This is a genomic window from Arthrobacter gandavensis (genome assembly GCF_039528575.1).
In the GTDB taxonomy this organism is placed as follows: Bacteria; Actinomycetota; Actinomycetes; order Actinomycetales; family Micrococcaceae; genus Arthrobacter_B; species Arthrobacter_B citreus_B.
Map to the genome: position 1 here is coordinate 604,114 of NZ_BAAALV010000002.1, position 17,388 is coordinate 621,501.

The following is a 17,388-nucleotide window of genomic DNA, read 5'->3' on the forward strand; positions in this document are numbered from 1 at the left end:
AGGCAGTTCAGCGGATGTCCGTGCAGAACACCTCCACTGCAGTGTCCACCCGCTACCGGGTCCGGGCGCCGGCCGTCCCCACGCGTGCTGTAACAATGGGGCGCATGGCCATGCACAGATTCCCGGTCCGCCGGCTGGAGGAAGACCCTGCCCACGTTCTGGCGCGCACTATTTGGCCGGCAGTGCTGCCGCCCGTGGCCCAGATACTGGACCGCGGCCTCGATTTGGGGCCCGCTACCATCCTTGTAGGGGAAAACGGCTCAGGGAAGTCAACACTCGTGGAGGCCGTTGCCCTTGCCTACGGACTGTCAGCAGAAGGCGGGTCGACCGGCGCGCGGCACTCCACGCGGGCCACGGAATCCGTCCTGGCCGACCACCTGAGGCTGATTCGGAACGTCGGTGCCACCCGGAGGGGATACTTCCTGAGAGCCGAAACGATGCACGGCTTCTACACGTATCTCGAAGAGAATCCCCGCATGGACCGGCCAGACATCCCCTTCCACGAAATGTCCCATGGAGAGTCCTTCCTGGAGCTGGCTGCCGACCGCTTCCGGGGACGCGGGCTCTGGGTGCTGGACGAGCCTGAGTCGGCACTGTCCTTCTCCGGCTGCCTCAGGCTTCTCTCGGTGCTGAAAGGGCTGCTTGCCGACGGCCGGTCACAAGTCATCATGTCCACCCACTCGCCGCTGCTGGCGGCACTGCCCGGGGCGGAGATCCTGGAAGTGGGCACTTGGGGGCTGCGGCGCCGGACGTGGGAGGAGCTTGACCTGGTGGAGAACTGGAGGTCCTTCATGAGTTCGCCGGAGAGGTTCCTCCGCCACCTCTAATCCGGCAATCCGTGACTTCCTGGGCACTGGGTAGTTGGATGTGCACATGGCAGTTGCCAGGGGTACCGACGCCCCTGCGGCCAATTCGAGGAGGTTCCATGGGACGGGTTAGCGGCAAGACGGTTCTGGTCAGCGGAGGTTCGCGGGGCATCGGGGCCGCCGTGGTGCGCCGGCTGGCGGAGGAGGGTGCGCAGGTACTCATTGGAGACGTGCTCGACGGCGATGGGCGGGCACTTGCCGATTCGCTGGGGTCCGCTGCGGCTTTCGTCCACCTGGATGTCACCAGCCCCGAAGACTGGGCGGGCGCTGTCAGGGAAGCCGAAGACCGGTTCGGAGGCTTGGACGTACTCGTGAATAACGCCGGGATCGCGAACTTCGGCAGCATCGAGGACTACACGCTGGAGCAGTGGAACTCGATTATCGGCATCAACCTGACCGGAGTGTTCCTGGGCATCAAAGCCGTGGTGGAACCCATGAAGCGGTCCTCCGGTGCGTCCATCATCAACCTGTCCTCCACAGCTGGACTCCAGGGGTACAAGGACCTGCCCGGCTACACGGCTGCGAAATACGGCGTGCGCGGACTGACCAAGTCCGTTGCCATAGATCTTGGGCCCTACGGAATCCGGGTCAACTCGGTGCACCCGGGCGCGGTGCGGACGCCGATGACCGACGGACTGGAAGGCGGGCAGGAGCATGTGGCGCTGCACCGCATGGGTGAGCCGGAAGAGATCGCGAACCTCGTGCTGTTCCTTGCCAGCGACGAATCGAGCTTTTCCACGGGCGCCGAATTCGTCGCCGACGGCGGAGAGACCGCCGGGCTGGCACGTTATGAGGTGGCGGAACTGAGCTCGGAGCCGGGTCAGGCGCCGTCGGCACCGGCAGGTGCGGCCCTTCCGGGCCAGCCGCCGGCAGCGCCGGAACCGCCTGCCATGCGAGGCTAGCGCTGCAGTTCCGCGTCTTCCCGGGCGGGAGCGCCGGTGCTGCCCTTCGGCTCGGTGAACACGATGTACCGGTAGGCGAAATAGCGGAAGACGTTGCCCAGCAGGACGCCGATAAGGTTGCCCGAAATGTTGTCGGCGAACTGGCTGGTGAAGCCGAGGACGTAGTGGGAAACAAACAGGCAGCCGGTTGCGATCCCCAGCCCAATAAGGTTGGTCAGCGCGAACAGGACGGTCTCCGACCGCACGCTCCGGCCCCGGGTGCGGCGGAAGGTCAGGTACCGGCTGCCCAGCCAGGAAATCGTCGTCGCGACGACTACTGAGACGATCTTGGCTGAGATGGGGTTGTCGTCAAGGACGGTGGCAACCAGGAGGTTGAACAGGCCAATGTCCACCAGGAAGGCGACGGTACCAACAAGAGAGAACGAGCCCAGTCTCCGGAATACCCTCCGGGCAGTCGAGATGCCGTCCATGCTGCTACCAGTTCTTCTTCCAGCCCGGCGCGGGCCGAGGGGTGTTGTCCCGCGGATCTGCCGCAGGCCCAAGAACCACGGAAAGGGGCTCTGCTTCGATGTTTCCACATGCACCAAAACCGGACAAAATCGCCGCGCCCCTGCGTTACCGGGCCGGGAGGGGCAGCCGGACAGTGAAGACTGTGCCTTCCCCGGCCTCGCTCTGCAGGGTAATGGTTCCGCCGTGGGCCTCGACGATGTTCTTGCTAATGACCAGGCCAAGTCCCACACCGGGGATGGCAGCCTTCCGGCTGGTCCCGGAGCGGAAAAACTTCGTGAAGACCTCTGCCTGCTCAGCCTGGGTCATGCCTATGCCGGTGTCGGAAACCTCGAAAGTCAGGCTATCCGGAGTGTTCCAAGCCCTCACCGTGACCCTGCCGCCGTCGGGGGAGTATTTCACTGCGTTCGAAAGCAGGTTGTCGATCACCTGGCTTATCCGCTGCGGGTCCAGGAAAGCGGGAAGCTCAGCCGGGAAATCGGGGACAAGCTGGACCTTGTTAATCTCTGCCCGGGGCGCAGCGGAGGTCAGGGAACTGCTCAGCAGTTCAGACAGATCGGCGGGCACGCGTTCAATGCTGCTTGGTCCCGCAGCGGCGGAGAGCAGGTCGGAGACCAGTTCCAGCAGCTTTTCCGAATTGCGCAGCGCAACGCGGAGCGACGCCGCCACATACGGAGGGATCTGGTCCTCATCCTCCAGGGCCAGGTCCAGGTAACCCATGATCGAGGTCAGCGGCGTCCGCAGCTCGTGGGACACATTGGCCACGAAGTCTTCCTTGACGGCCACCGCGTTCACCAATCCCGTCACGTCGCTGAAGGCGAGCACGGATCCCTGGAAACCGCCTTGGCGCTGGACGGAACGGGCAGTCACGGAAAACGCCCGCTGCGCATCGCCGCAGCCGAACCACACCAGCTGGTCCGAGAAGGACTGGCCCAGGACGGTGCGGCGCACGGGCCGCATTTCCGGCGGCAGGGGGGTTACCCTGTCCGGCCCGTAGATCAGCAGCTCGCACTCGTTCGCCTCGTCCCTGCCCGGCGGAAGCGCACGGCGGTTGATGAAGCGCTGGCGTGAGTTGGTGAGGATCGTGTTCCCTTCTTCATCCACCACCGAGACACCCACCTCCACCGTGTTCAGCACAGTCTGCAGGAGGGATTCCTTGCGGCGGCTTTCCGCCAGGCTTTCCTGCAGCACGCGGTCCTTCTCCTGCAGCGCATGCTGCTTCTCCAGCACCACGGCTTCGGCGCTGGCCCGGGCGGTTTCGGCCTGCTCTGCCGCGCGGAGGGCGGTCACGAGCTCGCGCTCATACAGGCGGCGCTCGTGGGCGTTGAAGACCACAACACGGTCCATGGCCGGCCGGGTCCCCTCGGCAGGCTGCCGGTTAGCCGAGATAAGGGCCGGCAGCCGGGTGCCGTCCGCGCTGAGGAAGTCGACCGCCAGCTCGGCGAAGGACCGGCCAACGCCGAGCTGCGGCAGGGCATGCGTGGAGTACACGATCCGGTCACCGATGGGCAGGAGAGAGAGCAGGCTGGTGCCGATCAGGTCTTCGCGGGGGCAGCCGATCCAGTTGGCGAACGTGGCGTTCGCTTCGGCAATCGTCCCGTCCTCCAGGGTCACCAGGTACCCGGACGGTGAACTGTGGAAAAGCTCCTGGTAGTCCAGGCCGATTGCAGCCGGAGCGAGCTCCGCCCCGCCAGGCTTATCGCTCACGCCTGTGTCCGTGCGAGGTAGGCGAGGATAGCTTCCGCCGTTTCCTCAGGTGCGCTGACGTGGGGCAGGTGGCCCGTAGCCCGCAGCTGGACCAGGGTGGCATTGGGCATCTTGTCGCGGGTGTAGGCGCCGATGTGCGCGGGGGCCAGCAGATCGTCGGAGCACTGCAGGATCAGCGAGGGAACCTGGACGTCCGCCAGCCGGCTCCGGACATCGGAGCGGAAAGAAACGTCGGCGAAGTCGCGGGCAACGGCCGGGTCGAGGCGGCAGAAGCTGCCCTCCAGCTCGTTGTGGAGTTCCGGGCTCTGCGGGTTCCCCATGATCATGGGGGCCATTGCCGCCGCCCACACAAGGTAGTTGGTATCCAGGGAGACCAGCAGTTCATCGATGTCCTGGGCGCTGAAGCCTCCCGAATAACCGTCTTCCGGGCGGTCCATATAGCTGGGGGACGATGCCAGGAGAATGAGGTTCGCGAATCTCTCCGGCGCCTGGGCTGCGGCTGCCACGCCCATCATGGCGCTGACGCTGTGTCCTACAAAGCTCACATCGCGCAGGTCCAGCGCTGAACAGATTTCCAGCACGTCCTGCACATACCCGTCGAGGGAACCGTACTTTGCGGGGCTGTAGGCGTCCTTGTCTGATCCGCCCGCGCCCACGTGATCGAAAACGACCACCTGGTAATCATTGGTGAAATAGGGAAGGACCCGCCGCCACATCCCCTGGTCGCACCCGAATCCGTGTCCGAACATGACCACAGGGCCGGCGCTGTTGCCCAGGATTCGGACATTGTTACGGGCAGAAACGTCAGTCGTCATGGGACGGCGGCCTTTGGTTGTGTGTTATGGGGGTGGAGGTGCTGGAGTGAACTTTACCGTCACCGATGCCCACCAGGGAGAATCCCCGGATGCACGACACGCCTTCCGCCGTCCCGGCGTGTACTGCGCCCGGGGTCAGCCCCGGGCGAAACGCAGTTCCGCCGCGCCGCCGTTGAAGGACGTGGTGCCGATCAGGTGCATGCGGCCGGTCGGGGACGACACCGGGAGCAGGGGCCGTCCGGCGCCCAGGGCGACCGGCATGTAGGTGACCCAGAGTTCGTCCAGCAGCCCGGCGTCCGCGATCTGCGCTGCAACGTCGCCGCCGCCCACCACCCAAATGTTCTTGTCTCCGGCAAGGGCGCGGGCCTGTTCCAGGACCGGCCCGGGATCCCCGCTGGCAAACCTGACTCCTGATCCGGCCGGAGCCTGAAGCTCACGGTGGGTCAGCACCAGGCAGGGCAGCTCGCCATAGTCCCAGGTGTCCGGCTGTTCCCGGCGAATCCACTCGTAGGTCTGCGCACCCATGATGAGCGCGCCCACTCCCGCAATGAACTGGTCGTAGTGGTCCTGGAAAGATGCGAAGCCAAAATCCAGCAGCCAGTCAAGGCTGTTGCCTTCGGTGGCGATGAAGCCATCCAGTGACGAAGCGACGTAGTAGATGACTTTTGGCATGCCCTGAGCCTACCGCCGGCCGGTGTTCCGGGGTTAGGCCGCGGGGGCATCCCTCCCCGGCGAGATGGCAGATACTGCTTGTTTGGGCGCACTATCGGGCACTATCTGTCTGTTCGCAGAGCGAACCCTCCTATTTATATGCATATGCATGTACCATGAGGGAATACCTGTCACACGGAATGGATTGGGAGAGGCATGAGCAACGTCGAGACTGCCCCGCTGGAAGTCGAGTGCGCCAGTACCCCAGCCGCCGACGTCGAAATACACACACCACGCGATGTGCCGCTGGGCGGGCCCCGGGCCATGCCGGTGCGGCGCACCCTTCCCCAGCGCGGCCGCAGCCTGATCGGAGCCTGGTGCTTCGTGGACCATTACGGGCCCGACGCCGTTGCCCGCACCGGAGGAATGGTGGTGCCTCCCCATCCGCACACCGGGCTCCAGACGGTCAGCTGGCTCTTCACCGGCGAAATCGAGCACCGTGACAGCACCGGTGCCCACGCGATGGTCCGTCCGGGTGAGCTCAACCTGATGACCGCCGGCCGCGGCATCGCCCACTCCGAGGTTTCCACGCCGCAGGCCAGCATCCTGCACGGCGTCCAGCTCTGGCTCGCCCTGCCGGAGGCATCCCGTCACACTGACCCGCGCTTTGAGCACTATGCCCCGGAGCCGGTCCGCGGGCAGGGCTGGGAGGCACGGATTTTCCTGGGGGCGCTGGCCGGGTCAGTCTCCCCGGTCCGCACCCATTCGCCGATCGTCGGTGCGGAGCTGCTTCTTGAGCCCGGGACCGTACTGGAGCTCGAAGCCGACCCCCGGTTTGCGTACGGACTCCTCGCGGACACCGGGGCAGTGCACTTCCAGGGTGCCGCCGTCGCCCCCGCGGAACTGGCCTACCTGCCGCCCGGCAACAACACACTGAGGATCAGCGCACCGTCCGGTGCGCCGGTTCGAGCCGTGCTCATCGGCGGGGAACCGCTGGGTGAAACGATCGTCATGTGGTGGAACTTCATCGGCCGCAGCCACGAGGAGATCGTCCAGTACCGCCGCGACTGGCAGCAGCACATCGGTGCGGAAACCCATCCCGGCGCAGATCACGCAGTCCGCTTTACTGCGGTCCCGGATGATCCGCTTCCGCCCCTGCCGGCGCCGGTCCTGCCCAACGCCCGGCTGCGTCCGCGCGGCTGACAAAGAAAGGCAACTCAATGAAGATGCAGCACAACCCCGCGAAGCACCGCTACGAGGCGATCGACGACGGCGACGGCACGGTTGCCGGCTTTGCCGCCTACCGGGACCGGCCGGGAAGCCGGGCATTCACCCACACCGAGGTCTCCGACGCGTACGCGGGGCAGGGCGTGGCCTCGGAACTCGCCCGCTTCGCCGTCGAGGACGTGCGCGACTCCGGACTGCGGCTGGTCCCGTACTGCCACTACATCGCCCGCTGGCTCACGAAGCATCCTGAATACACCGGCTTCGTGGACTGGCCGAAGACCACTGAAAACAGCAGCGAGGAGCCGGCACGTTGAGTGAGAAGGTCTTTATCGACAAGCAGCACCGTCCGGTCTACCAGGCGCTGGCTGCCACCGCCGCGTCCATTAGGAGCGCGGCCGAAGAGGCCGGCCTGGGCCGCATTGTGATGGAACTGGTCAACGTGCGTGTTTCGCAGCTTAACGGCTGCGCCTTCTGCCTGGATTTGCATACCCGCCAGGCCCGGGAAGCCGGGGAGAGCGAACAGCGGCTCGCGGTCCTGCCTGCGTGGCGGGACACAGCCCTTTTCGATGACACGGAACGGACGGCCCTGGGCCTGGCCGAGGCCCTGACCCACTTGCCGCCGGGGGAAAACCGCGAAGCGATCTTTGCCAAGTACCGCGCGCAGCTAAGCCCGGAACAGTTCTCCGTGCTCAGCTGGGCGGTGGTGGCCATGAACGCCTTCAACCGCGTCTCGATCATCAGCGGTCACCCCGTCCGCCCGCGCTAGCGGGCCAAAAAGCCCGGGTCCCAATCCGCCAGCCGGCCGGAGGGCCCGGGCTTTCTGCATCCCTAGAACGGGTACGGAGCGATCTTCGGACGCACAGTGAGCCACTGAATTTCGGTAAAGGCATCGATGTTCGCCGCAGCACCGCCGAAACGTGAACCTGTCCCTGAGGCACCCATCCCGCCAAACGGTGAATTCGCCTCATCGGAGACCGTCTGTTCGTTAATGTGGACCTTGCCGGAAACCACCCGGTCAGCCACTTCCATGGCCAGTCCCACGTCGCCCAGGATCCCTACGGACAGTGCGTACTCCGAGGCGTTGGTCAGGGCGATGGCTTCCTCGATGGTGGAGAAGGACAGCACCGGAGCCACCGGCCCGAAGATCTCCCGGGTCCAGGCCGGGTTTTCCGGGGTTAGGCCGGTCAGGACGGTGGGGGAATAGAACAGGCCTTCATAGGTGCCGCCCGCGGCGATCTGGGCTCCGGCGTCCTTCGCTTCCCGCACCAGCCGGTCAATGTTGTCCCGCTGCCGTTCGTCGATGATCGGTCCGAGGGCCACCTGTCCGCTGGCCGGGTCGCCCACCGGCAGGTTCCTGGCCTTGTCCGCGAGCCGTGATGTGTAGTCCTCAGCCAGGGATTCGTGGACAAGGTGACGCCCGGTGGTCATGCAGATCTGCCCTTGGTGCAGGAAGGAGCCAAAAGCACCGGCCGACGCCGCAAGGTCAAGGTCCGCCCCCGGGAGCACGATCAGTGCGTTGTTTCCGCCCAGTTCGAGGTGTGCCCGCTTGAGCAGGCGGCCGGCTGCTTCGCCCACCTTGCGGCCTGCCGCCGTCGAGCCCGTAAAGGAGATGACCCGGACTTCCGGTGCTTCCACCAGTGCCTGGCCGACGTCCGTCCCGCCGGGCAGCAGCTGCAGCAGGCCAGCGGGAAGTCCGGCCTCTTCAAACACCCGCATGATGACGACGCCGCCGGACACAGTGGTGCGCGGGTCCGGCTTCAGCAGCACGGCATTGCCCAGTGCCAGAGCCGGGGCCACGGAGCGGATCGAGAGGATCAGCGGGAAGTTGAACGGGGAAATGACCGAGACGACGCCGGCCGGCCGGCGCCGCGCGAAGGACCAGCGGTCCTCGTTGCTGGTGAGGACGTCTCCGGCCGGGTGCGCCGGAAGGGCAGCGGCGTCGAAGCATTCGTTGGCGGCCACGTGGGTCTCGAGCCCGGCCTTGGCACCGATGCCGCCGGTTTCCCGCACAATCCAGCCCTGGATCTCCTCGGCATGTTCTTCGAACAGCTGGCCGGCACGGCGCAGCACGGCGGCGCGGACTTCCGGCTTGGTCCGCGCCCACTCCTGCTGGGCGGCAGCGGCGCGGGTGGCGGCGGCCAGTGCATCATCGCGGGTGGCCGCTCCAACGGTTCCCAGGCTGGAGCCGGTGGCCGGTTCGATGACCTCAATGGTGCCGCCGGAGCCGGCGGTCCAGGTGCCTGTGTGGATCTTGCCGTGCCAATCGGAGGTGGTGAGGAGGGACATGACTGCTCCTAGGTATGGGTGGTGGCCTGATGCTGGCAGGGACTGATGGGAAGTGGCCCCTAGGGTACGCCACAAGTGATATATGTCACGCCATATGACGCCCGTCTGGGGCAAGGGCGGTTGCCCGCCCCTGCTTGGCTCCGGCGGGCGGCCCATGGAATAGTGGCAGCCAAGCCCGTAAGCAAGCTGACTAATGGAGGTTTCCATGGCAGAACGGCTCGTTGCAGATGTGATTGTTGAACGTCTCCAGGCCTGGGGTGTTGAGCGGATCTTCGGCTACAGCGGCGACGGAATCAACACGGTCCTCGGTGCCCTGCGCCGCTCCGGCTCCCCTGAGTTTGTCCAGGCCAGGCATGAGGAAAACGCTGCTTTCATGGCCGTGGGCCACGCTAAGTACACTGGCCGGCCCGGCGTGATGCTCTCTACCCAGGGGCCGGGAGCGGTCCATCTGCTCAACGGCCTGTATGACGCGAAGATGGACAGCGTTCCGGTGGTGGCGATCATCGGCCAGCAGTCCCGCAGCGTCCTTGGCTCGGCCTACATGCAGGAAATCGACCTGCTTAACCTCACCCGCGACGTCGCCTCCTCCTTCCGCCAGCAGGTCAACAGCCCGGAGCAGCTTCCCCTGGTGCTGGACCGCGCGTTCAAGGCAGCGCTCGCGGACCGTGCCCCCGCCGTCGTGATCATTCCGCACGACGTCCAGCAGGCGCCTGCTCCGGACCTGGACCACGAACACGGGATCGTCACCAGCGCACCGGTGTGGAGTCCGCCGAACCTGGTGCCGGCAGCCGGAGATCTTGAGGCCGCAGCGGCGGTAATCAACGACGGCGAGCGGGTGGCCTTCCTCGTTGGGCAGGGCGCACGCGGCGCCTGGCCGCAGGTCAGGGCACTCGCGGAGAAGACCGGCGCCGGAATCACGACGTCGCTGATGGGCAAGCCGTACGTGGATGAGTCCCATCCGCTGGCGGCCGGCGTGATGGGGCATCTGGGTACCAGCGCCAGCGGCTTTGTCCTGGGGGAGTGCGACACGCTGGTAATAGTTGGCTCCAACGACCCCTGGACCGAGTTCTATCCGCCGCCCGGCGCGGCGAGGGCCGTGCAGATCGATGTGGATGCTGCGGCAATCGGCAACCGGTACCCGGTGGAAGCGGCCGTCACCGGCGACGCCGCAGCCGCCCTGGACGCCCTGCTGCCGCTGGTCACCGAACGCAGCGATTCACCGTGGCGTACCGCGGTCGAATCCGCCGTCCAGGACTGGGACCGGCTGGCCGCCGAACGCGCCGCAACTGCCGCCAACCCGGTGAACCCGGAGCTGGCGGTGCGGGAGCTGAACAGCAGGCTGCCGCACAACGCGCAGGTGGCAGTCGACGTCGGAAGCAGCGTGTACTGGTACGCCCGTCAACTGCGCCTGCCCGCGGGCGTGCCCGCGCACCTCTCCAGCACGCTGGCGAGCATGGGCTGCTCGATCCCCTATGGACTTGCGGCCAAGCTGGCAGCCCCGGAGCGGCCGGTGGTGGCGCTTTCCGGCGACGGAGCCATGCAGATGGCCGGGCTGTCCGAGCTCATCACCGTCAGCAGGCTCTGGCCCCGCTGGGCGGATCCGCGGTTTGTGCTCATGGTCCTGAATAACCGCGAGCTGGCAGAGGTGACGTGGGAGCAGCGCGAGATGGAGGGTGATCCGCGGTTCGAGCAGAGCCAGGCGCTTCCGGATTTCTCCTACGCCCGTTACGCGGAGCTGCTGGGGCTGCAGGGCATCAGGGTGGAGGATCCTGCGCAGATCGGTCCGGCCTGGGATGCGGCCCTGGACGCGGACCGGCCGGTGCTGATTGAAGTCCTCTCCGATCCGGACGTACCGCTGCTGCCGCCGTTCCCGGCCGGACGCAGTAAAGGCAAGGAGATGATGGACGCCCTGGAGAAGGAAGGGCCGGATACCGCCCATGCCCGCGAACTGCTTCAGGAGTACCTGCGGCAGGAAGAGGACCTTGCCGGTTCCTAGCGCCCTCCCCGAGATAGCAGAAACTGCACGTACCAGCGTCCTAACGGGCAGTTTCTGCTATCTCGCGGCGGGGATAAACCGAACGGCCGAGCCGGGACGCAGCTGCGCTGCCGCGTCCAGGTCCGCTTCCACGACGACGCCGATCACCGGATACCCTCCGGTCACCGGAGCATCGGCCAGGAACAGGATCGGAAGGCCCGACGGCGGCACCTGCACCGAACCCGGCAGCATCGCCTCACTGGCGAGCTCCCCGTCTTCCCGCCCCGTGAGGGCTTCTCCGTCGAATCGAATACCCACCCGGTTGGACCTCTCGCCCACGGTCCAGATTCGGGATTCGAAGGCATTGGTTCCGTCCGTGCCAAACCAGTCCTGGCGGGGCCCGGGAATGTAGCGCAGCTCCGTGACGCCGCCGCCGGGCAGGGGAGGAGGCGTTTCCGGATGCCCGACGGCGGTGCCCGGGTCCCTGCCTACGTCAAGGATGTCTCCGTCCCGCAGCGGCCGCGGTCCGAGTCCGGCGAGGGTGTCGGTGGATCGGCTGCCCAGCACGGGTGCGGCCTCGATCCCGCCGCGGAACGCCAGGTAGGAGCGCAGGCCAGCCGCCGGAGCGCCGAGGGCCAGCTCGCTGCCGCTGCGCAGGACAAACGGTTCCTCCAGGGGTGCAGCTCGTTCCGTGCCGTCCGAGGTGCGGATGGACACTGGTGTATCCGCGCCGGTAACCGCCAGCACCAGGTCCTTCCCGGCGCGCAGCCGGAGTCCGCCGAAGAGCACTTCCAGCCCGGCAGCGCCCGGGGGATTGCCGGTGAGGCGGTTGGCCCGGAGCAGCGCCGATCGGTCCGCGGCACCGGACCGGCCGACGCCTACGTGGCTGTGTCCGGGGCGCCCAAGGTCCTGCACGGTGGCCAGCGGGCCTGCTGCAAGGATTTCGGCGCCCGGCCGGGGAACCGGCCCGGCCTTCGGTGTTTCAGTACCGTCGCGGAGCGCCTCCTGCGTCCCCGGTTCGGAGACCAGCACCTGCTCCCGGACCGGAACAAAACGGACGCGCGTTCCCGGAGAGATCAGCGCCGGGAACTCCCGTTCAAGGTCCCAGAGCGCTGCGGAAGTGCGGCCGATCAGCTGCCAGCCGCCCGGTGAAACTCCCGGATAGGCCGCCGAATACTCGCCGGCCAGGGCCACTGCACCTGCAGGAACGGCCGTGCGGGGCTCCTCCCGGCGGGGAACCTCCAACTGCGGGCCGCCGCCCGTCAGGTAGGCGAACCCCGGAGCGAAACCGCAGAACGCCGCTGTCCACAGTGCCGCAGTATGGGCCTGAACCACTGCCTCAGCCGACCCGAGTCCGGTGAGCCGGGCGACGTCGTCCAGGTCCTCGCCGTCGTAAATCGTTGGAAGCTCAACCAGGGGAGCATCAGCGGCGGGTTCCGGGGAAGCACCCGGTTCAAGTTCCGCCGCGGGCCCGGCGGCCTGCCGCGCCTGCGCACCGGTGGCGAAACGGACCAGCACCGTGCGGGCGGCGGGCACGGCCTCAACCTGGCCGGGCAGGGGAGCGGCGGAAAGGTACTGGTGCAGGGCAAAGGCCTGTGCGGTCCCCGCGGTTTCCAGCAGCAGGGCGCGCTCGCCGGCCGGGCGGACGGTCAGGGCAACCTGTGCGGAATGCATGCTAGGCGAAACTGGCAATTCTGACGCCGCCGGCTTCGAGGGCGCTGCGCACGGACTGTCCCATGGCCACTGCCCCCGGGGTGTCTCCGTGCACGCAGATGCTGTCCGCGGCCACATCGATGACGGTGCCGTCCAGGGCCTGGATCTTGCCGTCGATGGCCAGGCGCAGCACATGGTCCGTGATTTCCGCCAGGTCTGTCAGCACGGCGCCGGGCAAGCTGCGGGAGACCAGGCTGCCATCGGGGTTGTAGGCGCGGTCCGCGAAGGCTTCGGCGATGGTCCGGAGGCCGGACTGCGCCGCCAGCTGCTCCATGACTGAGCCGGGAAGCACCACCAGCGGCAGGTTCGGGTCCACGGCACAGAGCGCATCGACCACGGCCTGGGCCTGCACCGGATCCGCGGCAATCCGGTTGTACAGCGCCCCGTGCGGCTTGACGTACCGGACTTCGGTTCCGGCCGCCCGGGCGAGGGACTGCAGCGCGCCGATCTGGTAGATCACTTCGCCGGTAAGTTCAGCAGGCTCTACGTCCAGTGCGCGGCGGCCGAAACCGGAAAGGTCCCGGTAACCGGGATGGGCCCCGACGGCGGTGCCGGCCTGGGCAGCGGCAAGGCAGGCTGCGTACATGGTGCTGGCGTCCCCCGCATGGAATCCGCAGGCCACGTTGGCGCTGGAGACGGCACCGATCATGGCGGCGTCATCCCCCAGGGACCACCGGCCAAAGGACTCACCGACGTCGGCATTGAGGTCGATCGTGGCCATGCGGGGAATCCTTCCTGGGCGTGTGCTTCGCTCCAGCTTCGCGGTTTCCGCAGCCAACTTCAACACGTGTCCCGGGCGGCCCCCGGGCGCCGGTCCGGCGGGGCCCCGCGCTAGCGGACCCCCGCCGGCCTGCAGCATCCCCTAGGGCCGGACAGGTGCGCCCAGCTCAGCGGGCTCTTCATCCGTGAGGTAGGCCGATTCCGAATGCGCGGCAAGGTCTATGCCCTTGACCTCGTGTTCTTCCGGGACCCGCAGGCCCATCACCAGGTCCAGGACCTTGGCGATCGCCCACGTGAGCACGAACGAGTAGGCCAGCACTGCAATCGTGGCAACGGTCTGTACTCCCAGCAGGGACCAGCCGCCCCCGTAGAACACTCCGCTGACACCGTTCGGTGCCGCTGCGGTCGCGAAGAACCCGATCAGCAGGGTGCCGATCACGCCGCCCACGAGGTGCACGCCCACGACGTCGAGCGAATCGTCATAGCCCAGGCGGAACTTGAGTTCGATGGCCAGCGAGCAAACCAAACCGGCGATCGCGCCGATTGCCACGGCCCCCAGCGGGCTGACTGCACCGCAGGCGGGTGTGATGGCCACCAGGCCGGAAATAAGGCCGGAGGCAGCGCCCAAGGTGGAGGAACGGCCCAGCCGCAGCCGTTCCATCAGCGCCCAACCCAGCAGGCCGGCAGCGGCGGCAACAGCGGTGTTGAGGAAAACGACGGCGGCGGTATGCCCGGCGCTCAGCGCGGATCCGGCGTTGAACCCATACCACCCCACCCAGAGCAGGCTCGCGCCCAGGATGACCAGCGGACGGTTGTGCGGCTGGGTGATGACGTGCGGCCAGCCGCGGCTGCGGCCCAGGACGAGCGCCAGCGCCAGGGCGGCCACTCCGGCGTTCATGTGGACTGCAGTGCCGCCGGCAAAGTCGATCGCGCCAAGGCTGTTGGCAATCCAGCCGCCGGTGACGCTGCCGTCCTCGCTGCTGAACGCGAACACCCAGTGCGCCACGGGGAAGTAGACCAGCGATGCCCAGAGTCCCGCGAAGACCATCCAGGCGCCGAACTTCATCCGTCCCGCGGCAGCTCCGGCGACCAGCGCCGTCGTGACGCAGGCAAACATCAGCTGGAAGGCGGCGAAGAGGGCAACAGGCAGCACTGCGGCCGGGTCATCGGTCAGCAGGCTGTCCAGGCCAAAGAACTCCAGCGGGTTGCCGAGTATGCCCAGCGGCGTCAGGGAGTTGCCGAAGGCCGCGGAATAGCCGAACAGCACCCACAGCACGGCCACGAGGCTGGCGCTGCCAAAACACATCATCATCATGTTGAGGATCCGGCGGGATCCAACCATGCCGCCGTAGAAGAAGGCGATGCCTGGAATCATCAGGCAGACCAGTGCCGAGCTGGCCAGCAGCCAGGCAGTATTTCCTGAATCCATGTGCGGCTCCAATCCGGGTGCGCCCGGCGCGTAGGCCGGTACGGGATCTGTACGTGAAGGAGACCGAGACTGGGGATGCGGCTGGGGGCCGCACCGCTGTCCTTAGCGTAGGAGCCGCCGTGTTACAGCCGGCAGCGCCGGCAGGTTAGGGCTGTGTTAACAGCTGCTGGGAGGCTGCTGGGGACCTCCTGAAAGTCCATGTCAGGCGGTGCGGACGCTGCCGCGGCCAAAGGTGATGGCGCGGACCAGCTGCACCACCCCCAGCACCACCAGGAAGATTCCGCCGAAGACCACCAGGGCAGCAAGCGACTCAACCGGCAGGAACAGCACCACTATTCCGGCCACGATGCTCAGGATGCCGAACGTGATGGCGTACCAGCGGGAACCGCCGGATTCCGTCTCCGCCAGTGCCATGATTCCCTCGATGATCCAGGCGATGCCCACCAGCATGCCAAGTACGGCCAGCGAGGAGAGCGGGTTGCGGATCGCGACGATGCCCACGATGAAAAGCAGCAGCCCCACAATGATGCTCAGCACCCGCAGGCCCGGCGTCAAAGGGGCGGCAATTCCGCTGACCACCCGCAGTGCACCGGAGATCAGGAAATACAGGCCAAAGAGGAACGCGATGACTGACAGGGTGGCCTCCGGCCAGAAGAGAACCAGCAGGCCAAGGATTAGGGACACCGCGCCGACTACGCCAAAACCTGTCCGTACCGCTGAAATGGTTCGGGCAGAAAGCTCGCTGGTATCCAGCCCGAGCCCTCCCCCGCCGTAGAAAGCACCGCTGGTCATGGACATTGTGTGCCTCCAAGGCTCTCGGAAATCCTGTCCCAAGCCCTTTGGATTATCCTCCGGGCCTCTGCCGCAGACCAGCAGGGAACCGCTTTGGGCCCCCGGGACGGGACTAAACAGTCAGGTGATGCCCAGCAGCATGCGCACCTCGGCCTCGCTGGTCTGGCCGAACCGGCGGTACGCGGAGCCCACTGCCGGCAGCCCGCTGTCCGGCCACGGCAGGACGACGTCGTCCGCGGCGGCGGTGAGGGAACCGGCAGCCGTGCAGGACATCGGGGCGGCTGCCACCAGCCGGCACGGATCCAGGCTGCGCACCGCGGCCAGGGCGGCGCGCATGGTGGCGCCCGTGGCAATGCCGTCGTCCACCACTATTACCGTGCGGCCCGTGATGGCTTGTACCCCGCGGTCCCCGCGGAAGACCCGGGCCCGCCGCTGAAGTTCCTTGCGTTCAGCGGCCAGGACGGCGTCCAGGTCCGTCTGCCCGCGGGGCCCAGCAGAGGACAGCCATGCCCGCACGATCGCCTCGTTCCAGACTTCCGCTGCGGCGCCGCCCGCCTCTGCCACTGCCCCCGCTGCCAGCTCCGGCTGGCGGGGATGGCCGATCTTGCGGACCAGCACCACGTCCAGGGCCGCGTCCAGGGCAGCAGCGGCTTCCGCCGCCACCGGAACACCCCCGCGCGGAAGGCCCAGGATCAGCAGGTCCTGCCGGCCGCGGTAGCCTTCCAGCGCGCCTGCGAGTACCCGGCCGGCGTCGGCCCGGTCGGCGTAGGGAAACGGATGACTGGCCTGGGAAACCACGGCACTCCTGGATTCAAGGCATCGTGCTGCACGGTGCGGGGGTCCTCCCACGGTAGGAGGGTGCGGGCAGCCAGGCAACGCCGCGCCGAGAGTGCACGTTGCCAAACCCATCGCGGGAGTAGCAGGCTGTCCCAATGACTGAAACGGCAGTAATTACCGGAGCCACCGCCGGGCTGGGTGCTGAATTCGCCCGTGCCCTTGCCGAACGGGGCTATAACGTAGTCCTGACCGCGCGGGACGAAGAGCGGCTGCAGGCCAAGGCCGGGGAACTGTCCCGGCGCTATCACGTTGAAGCGTCCGTAATCCCCGCCGATCTGTCAACGACGGACGGCGTGGAAAAGGTGGCCGCGCGGGTGGCCTGCCCCGACGTCGCTGTCCTGGTCAACAACGCCGGGTACGGGCTGAAAAACGACTTCCACGCCAACCCGGCACAGACAGAGATTGACCACCTGGCCGTCCTGGTCCAGGCGCCGCTGCTGCTCAGCCATGCTGCCGTGAACTCAATGCTGGAACGCGGCGGCGGCCGGATCATCAACGTTGCCTCCGTGGCGGGGTTCATTCCGCGGGGGACCTACAGTGCGGCCAAGGCCTGGGTGATCAATTTCAGCCGCTGGGCCAACCTGCACTACGCCGGCCGCGGCATCTCCGTCACCGCAGTCTGCCCGGGATTCGTGCACACGGAGTTCCACCAGCGCATGCAGATGGACAAGACGGTTTACCCCAAGTGGATGTGGCTGGACGCGGACCGCGTGGTCCGCGAAGGACTCGCAGATGCCTTCGCCGGCAAAGGAGTTTCCGTGCCGTCCAAGCGCTACAAGGTACTGGCCGCGGTGGGAAGCCGGGGGCCGCAAGGCCTGGTTGCAAGGATCTCCGGCCGCGGGCGCTAGGCCGGACCGCGGGGGCGAAACTGGAAACGGCGGCGTAATCCTAGAGGGGTCCGGCCTGCACGGGAACCCCCGCAGCGGGACAACGCGGCACCGGCAGGAATCGCCCGCGGAAC

The 17,388-nt window shown here is 67.0% G+C and carries 17 protein-coding genes; 7 read left to right on the top strand and 10 right to left on the bottom strand.

The features are described from left to right. Positions 1-104: 104 nt before the first annotated feature. Together ABFX29_RS06080 and ABFX29_RS06085 are read left to right on the top strand one after the other, a co-directional pair. A complete protein-coding gene (locus tag ABFX29_RS06080; protein ID WP_152225753.1) occupies positions 105-827 on the top strand; it encodes an AAA family ATPase in 723 nt (240 codons plus the stop codon). A gap of 98 nt (positions 828-925) precedes the next feature. Then, entirely contained in the window at positions 926-1,768 is an 843-nt protein-coding gene (locus tag ABFX29_RS06085; protein WP_152225755.1) for an SDR family oxidoreductase, read from the top strand. Here the strand turns inward: ABFX29_RS06085 and ABFX29_RS06090 are convergent. The 4 genes from ABFX29_RS06090 to ABFX29_RS06105 all read right to left on the bottom strand — a co-directional run bounded on the left by ABFX29_RS06090 (position 1,765) and on the right by ABFX29_RS06105 (position 5,469). Further along, positions 1,765-2,238 carry a GtrA family protein gene (locus tag ABFX29_RS06090; RefSeq protein WP_152225757.1) on the bottom strand — a complete coding sequence of 158 codons (474 nt, stop codon included), beginning with the start codon at positions 2,236-2,238 and terminating at the stop codon, positions 1,765-1,767. The genes ABFX29_RS06085 and ABFX29_RS06090 overlap by 4 nt on opposite strands. Positions 2,239-2,383: 145 nt before the next feature. Beyond that, the gene (locus tag ABFX29_RS06095; protein WP_152225759.1) at positions 2,384-3,982 is read right to left on the bottom strand and encodes an ATP-binding protein; all 1,599 of its coding nucleotides are present in this window, start codon (positions 3,980-3,982) and stop codon (positions 2,384-2,386) included. Further along, entirely contained in the window at positions 3,979-4,797 is an 819-nt protein-coding gene (locus ABFX29_RS06100) for an alpha/beta fold hydrolase (RefSeq protein WP_152225761.1), read from the bottom strand. The genes ABFX29_RS06095 and ABFX29_RS06100 overlap by 4 nt, the downstream gene beginning before the upstream one ends. A 135-nt stretch (positions 4,798-4,932) precedes the next feature. Beyond that, a complete protein-coding gene (locus ABFX29_RS06105; RefSeq protein WP_152225763.1) occupies positions 4,933-5,469 on the bottom strand; it encodes a dihydrofolate reductase family protein in 537 nt (178 codons plus the stop codon). 195 nt (positions 5,470-5,664) lie between these two features. On the opposite strand from ABFX29_RS06105, the gene ABFX29_RS06110 reads away from it, so the two are divergent. Genes ABFX29_RS06110 through ABFX29_RS06120 form a run of 3 tightly spaced genes read left to right on the top strand, consistent with a single transcriptional unit; the run spans position 5,665 to position 7,441 of the window. After that, positions 5,665-6,651, top strand: a complete 987-nt coding sequence (locus tag ABFX29_RS06110; protein ID WP_211372331.1) for a pirin family protein — start codon at positions 5,665-5,667, stop codon at positions 6,649-6,651. A 17-nt stretch (positions 6,652-6,668) separates the two neighbouring features. Continuing rightward, a complete protein-coding gene (locus tag ABFX29_RS06115; protein WP_211372332.1) occupies positions 6,669-6,989 on the top strand; it encodes a GNAT family N-acetyltransferase in 321 nt (106 codons plus the stop codon). Beyond that, positions 6,986-7,441 carry a carboxymuconolactone decarboxylase family protein gene (locus ABFX29_RS06120; RefSeq protein ID WP_152225765.1) on the top strand — a complete coding sequence of 152 codons (456 nt, stop codon included), beginning with the start codon at positions 6,986-6,988 and terminating at the stop codon, positions 7,439-7,441. Before ABFX29_RS06115 ends, ABFX29_RS06120 begins: the two co-directional genes overlap by 4 nt. A 62-nt stretch (positions 7,442-7,503) precedes the next feature. Here the strand turns inward: ABFX29_RS06120 and ABFX29_RS06125 are convergent, their stop codons facing one another. Next, on the bottom strand, positions 7,504-8,961 hold the full coding sequence (locus ABFX29_RS06125) for a benzaldehyde dehydrogenase (protein ID WP_152225767.1): 1,458 nt from the start codon (positions 8,959-8,961) through the stop codon (positions 7,504-7,506). A gap of 205 nt (positions 8,962-9,166) precedes the next feature. Between ABFX29_RS06125 and ABFX29_RS06130 the strand changes: the two genes are divergently transcribed. Further along, entirely contained in the window at positions 9,167-10,957 is a 1,791-nt protein-coding gene (locus tag ABFX29_RS06130; RefSeq protein WP_152225769.1) for a thiamine pyrophosphate-requiring protein, read from the top strand. Positions 10,958-11,014: 57 nt separating this feature from the next. Here ABFX29_RS06130 and ABFX29_RS06135 read toward each other — a convergent pair whose 3' ends face one another. The 5 genes from ABFX29_RS06135 to ABFX29_RS06155 form a co-directional block, all read right to left on the bottom strand. Continuing rightward, on the bottom strand, positions 11,015-12,610 hold the full coding sequence (locus ABFX29_RS06135) for a 5-oxoprolinase subunit B/C family protein (RefSeq protein ID WP_152225771.1): 1,596 nt from the start codon (positions 12,608-12,610) through the stop codon (positions 11,015-11,017). A 1-nt stretch (position 12,611) separates the two neighbouring features. Then, positions 12,612-13,370, bottom strand: coding sequence for a LamB/YcsF family protein (locus ABFX29_RS06140; RefSeq protein WP_152225773.1), 759 nt, complete (start codon positions 13,368-13,370; stop codon positions 12,612-12,614). A gap of 141 nt (positions 13,371-13,511) precedes the next feature. Continuing rightward, the gene (locus ABFX29_RS06145; RefSeq protein ID WP_152225775.1) at positions 13,512-14,798 is read right to left on the bottom strand and encodes an ammonium transporter; all 1,287 of its coding nucleotides are present in this window, start codon (positions 14,796-14,798) and stop codon (positions 13,512-13,514) included. Between the two features lie 201 nt (positions 14,799-14,999). After that, positions 15,000-15,590, bottom strand: a complete 591-nt coding sequence (locus ABFX29_RS06150) for an HdeD family acid-resistance protein (RefSeq protein ID WP_170287710.1) — start codon at positions 15,588-15,590, stop codon at positions 15,000-15,002. Positions 15,591-15,710: 120 nt separating this feature from the next. Continuing rightward, the gene (locus ABFX29_RS06155) at positions 15,711-16,388 is read right to left on the bottom strand and encodes a phosphoribosyltransferase (protein ID WP_211372333.1); all 678 of its coding nucleotides are present in this window, start codon (positions 16,386-16,388) and stop codon (positions 15,711-15,713) included. Between the two features lie 134 nt (positions 16,389-16,522). On the opposite strand from ABFX29_RS06155, the gene ABFX29_RS06160 reads away from it, so the two are divergent. Further along, positions 16,523-17,275, top strand: a complete 753-nt coding sequence (locus tag ABFX29_RS06160) for an SDR family NAD(P)-dependent oxidoreductase (RefSeq protein ID WP_152225781.1) — start codon at positions 16,523-16,525, stop codon at positions 17,273-17,275. Positions 17,276-17,388 lie beyond the last annotated feature (113 nt).

Excerpts from the sequence above, each read along its gene's own strand:
- ABFX29_RS06080 (WP_152225753.1), top strand. The coding sequence starts at position 105 with ATGGCCATGCACAGATTCCCGGTCCGCCGGCTGGAGGAAGACCCTGCC.
- ABFX29_RS06085 (WP_152225755.1), top strand. The coding sequence starts at position 926 with ATGGGACGGGTTAGCGGCAAGACGGTTCTGGTCAGCGGAGGTTCGCGG.
- ABFX29_RS06090 (WP_152225757.1), bottom strand. The coding sequence starts at position 2,238 with ATGGACGGCATCTCGACTGCCCGGAGGGTATTCCGGAGACTGGGCTCG.
- ABFX29_RS06100 (WP_152225761.1), bottom strand. The coding sequence starts at position 4,797 with ATGACGACTGACGTTTCTGCCCGTAACAATGTCCGAATCCTGGGCAAC.
- ABFX29_RS06105 (WP_152225763.1), bottom strand. The coding sequence starts at position 5,469 with ATGCCAAAAGTCATCTACTACGTCGCTTCGTCACTGGATGGCTTCATC.
- ABFX29_RS06110 (WP_211372331.1), top strand. The coding sequence starts at position 5,665 with ATGAGCAACGTCGAGACTGCCCCGCTGGAAGTCGAGTGCGCCAGTACC.
- ABFX29_RS06115 (WP_211372332.1), top strand. The coding sequence starts at position 6,669 with ATGAAGATGCAGCACAACCCCGCGAAGCACCGCTACGAGGCGATCGAC.
- ABFX29_RS06125 (WP_152225767.1), bottom strand. The coding sequence starts at position 8,961 with ATGTCCCTCCTCACCACCTCCGATTGGCACGGCAAGATCCACACAGGC.
- ABFX29_RS06130 (WP_152225769.1), top strand. The coding sequence starts at position 9,167 with ATGGCAGAACGGCTCGTTGCAGATGTGATTGTTGAACGTCTCCAGGCC.
- ABFX29_RS06135 (WP_152225771.1), bottom strand. The coding sequence starts at position 12,610 with ATGCATTCCGCACAGGTTGCCCTGACCGTCCGCCCGGCCGGCGAGCGC.
- ABFX29_RS06140 (WP_152225773.1), bottom strand. The coding sequence starts at position 13,370 with ATGGCCACGATCGACCTCAATGCCGACGTCGGTGAGTCCTTTGGCCGG.
- ABFX29_RS06145 (WP_152225775.1), bottom strand. The coding sequence starts at position 14,798 with ATGGATTCAGGAAATACTGCCTGGCTGCTGGCCAGCTCGGCACTGGTC.
- ABFX29_RS06150 (WP_170287710.1), bottom strand. The coding sequence starts at position 15,590 with ATGACCAGCGGTGCTTTCTACGGCGGGGGAGGGCTCGGGCTGGATACC.
- ABFX29_RS06160 (WP_152225781.1), top strand. The coding sequence starts at position 16,523 with ATGACTGAAACGGCAGTAATTACCGGAGCCACCGCCGGGCTGGGTGCT.